We start from the raw sequence: 2980 nt of genomic DNA, 5'->3' as shown, positions 1-2980 counted from the left end.
ATCCAGCTGCCCGAGCTGCTGTACAGCCGCGTGATCGAGGCGCGCGAGCGTGTCGGCGCGAAGGGCGAATTGATCGAGGCGCTCGACGAGGCGCAACTGCAGGTCGACCTGCAGGCTGCGTACGACGCCGGCCTGCGCAGCGTCGCGATCGTCTTCATGCACGGCTACCGCTTCACCGCGCATGAGTTGGCGGCCAAGGCGATCGCGCAGCGCATCGGTTTTCCGCAGATCAGCGTCTCGCACGAGGTGAGCCCGCTGATGAAGCTGGTGGGCCGCGGCGACACGACGGTGGTCGACGCCTACCTGTCGCCGATCCTGCGCCGCTACGTGGAACAGGTCGCGAGCGAGATGCCGGGCGTGAAACTGTTCTTCATGCAGTCGTCCGGCGGGTTGACCGATGCGCATGCGTTCCAGGGCAAGGATGCGATCCTGTCCGGCCCGGCCGGCGGCATCGTCGGCATGGTGCGCACCGCGCAGCTCGGGCTGTCGCCGCTCGGCCTGGGCGAGGACGCGAAGGTCACCCCAGCGGCCGCCGAGGTCAAGGTGATCGGCTTCGACATGGGCGGCACCTCCACCGACGTGAGCCACTTCGCCGGCGAGTTCGAGCGCGCGTTCGAGACGCAGGTGGCCGGCGTGCGCWTGCGCGCGCCGATGATGAGCATCCACACGGTGGCGGCCGGCGGCGGCTCGATCCTGAGCTTCGACGGCGCGCGCTTCCGTGCCGGGCCGGAGAGTGCCGGCGCGAACCCGGGCCCGGCCTGCTACCGCCRCGGCGGCCCGCTCGCGGTGACCGATGCGAACGTGATGCTCGGCAAGATCCAGCCGGCGCATTTCCCGAAGGTGTTCGGCCCGAACGCCGACCAGTCGCTCGACCGCGAGGTGGTGGTGCGCAAGTTCAGCGAGATGGCGGCCGCGATCGAACGCGCGACCGGCGTGAAGCGCACGCCGGAGGAGGTGGCCGAGGGCTTCATCGACATCGCGGTGGGCGCGATGGGCAATGCGATCAAGAAGATCTCGGTGGCGCGCGGCTACGACGTGACGCGCTACGCGCTGCAGTGTTTCGGCGGTGCCGGCGGCCAGCACGCCTGCCGCGTGGCCGATGCGCTCGGCATGAACCGGGTGTTCGCGCACCCGCTGGCCGGCGTGCTGTCGGCCTACGGCATGGGGCTGGCCGACCAGGCGGTGCTGCGCGAGCGCGCGGTCGAGCTGCTGCTGGCCGGTGCGATGCCGGTGGTGACCGAGCTGCTCGCRGCCCTCGCCGCCGAGACCGAGGGCGAGCTGAAGCGCCAGGGCGCCAGCAGCGCCGCGGTGACGGTGCTGCGCCGCGTGCACGTGCGCTACGAGGGCACCGATTCGGCGCTGGTGGTGCCGTTCGGCACGCCCGAGGCCATCCAGGCCGCGTTCGAGGCCGCGTACCGCCAGCGCTTCGCGTTCCTGATGAGCGAGCGCCGGCTGGTGATCGAGGCGGTGTCGGTGGAGGCGGTGGGTGCCGGCGATGCGCCGGTCGAGCCGCGCCATGCGCTGGCCGCGAGCGGCGCCGCGCCGGTGCGCGAGACGGTGCAGCTGTTCAGCGGCGGCCGCTGGTGGGATGCCGCGCTGGTGGTGCGCGAGGACGCGCTGCCCGGCCACACCATCGACGGCCCAGCCATCATTGCCGAGAAGACCGCGACCACCGTCGTCGAGCCCGGCTGGCGCGCCCGCGTCACCGCCTACGACCACCTGCTGCTCGACCGTGTGCAGCCGCGCGAGGCGCGCCGCGCGATCGGTACCACGGTCGACCCGGTGATGCTGGAGGTGTTCAACAACCTCTTCATGAACATCGCCGAGCAGATGGGGCTGCAGCTGCAGAACACCGCGTACTCGGTGAACATCAAGGAGCGGCTCGACTTCAGCTGCGCGCTGTTCGATGCCGACGGCAACCTGATCGCCAACGCGCCGCACATGCCGGTGCACCTGGGTTCGATGAGCGAGTCGATCAAGACGGTGATCCAGGGCAATGCCGGGCGCATGAAGCCGGGTGACGTGTACGCGCTGAACGACCCGTACCACGGCGGCACCCACCTGCCCGACGTGACGGTCGTGACCCCCGTCTACCAAGGGGACGGCGAGAACGAAGCCCCGCTGTTCTATGTCGGCTCGCGCGGCCACCATGCCGACATCGGCGGCATCACGCCGGGCTCGATGCCGCCGTTCTCGACGCGCATCGAGGAAGAGGGCGTGCAGATCGACAACGTCAAGCTGGTCGAGRCCGGCGTGCTGCGCGAGGCCGAGATGCTCGCGCTGCTGAAGAGCGGTGCCCACCCGTCGCGCAACCCGCAGCAGAACCTGGCCGACCTGAAGGCCCAGATCGCGGCCAACGAGAAGGGCGTGCAGGAGCTGCGCAAGATGGTGCAGCAGTTCGGGCTCGAGGTGGTGCAGGCCTACATGCGCCACGTGCAGGACAACGCCGAGGAATCGGTGCGCCGCGTGATCACGCGCCTGAAGGACGGCACGTTCACGCTGCCGCTGGACAACGGCGCGCGCATCAGCGTGGCCATCCGGGTGAACGAGCAGGCGCGCAGCGCGGTGATCGACTTCACCGGCACCTCGGCGCAGCTGACGAACAACTTCAATGCGCCGCGCGCGGTCTGCATGGCCGCGGTGCTGTACGTGTTCCGCACGCTGGTCAACGACGACATCCCGCTGAACGCCGGCTGCCTGAAGCCGCTGCAGGTGATCATCCCCGAAGGCTCGATGCTGAACCCGAACCCGCCGGCCTCGGTGGTGGCCGGCAACGTCGAGACCTCGACCTGCATCACCAACGCGCTGTACGGCGCGCTCGGCGTGATGGCGGCCGGGCAGTGCACGATGAACAACTTCACCTTCGGCAACGCGACCTACCAGTACTACGAGACGATCTCGGGCGGCTCGGGCGCCGGGCCGGATTTCGACGGCACCTCGGTCGTGCAGACGCACATGACGAACTCGCGGCTCACCGACC

General features: G+C 69.9%; 1 protein-coding gene. It reads left to right on the top strand.

Annotated features, from left to right (window positions below; translation table 11 throughout):
- On the top strand, positions 1–2980 hold a 2980-nt coding region (locus AC1D15_RS24765), incomplete at both ends, for a hydantoinase B/oxoprolinase family protein (protein WP_477828061.1).

The sequence above is a fragment of the Rhizobacter sp. P2_H2 genome, from assembly GCF_056403375.1.
The sequence above is the reverse complement of the archived record's forward strand: the minus strand, read 5'-3'. Positions and strand labels throughout refer to the sequence as shown.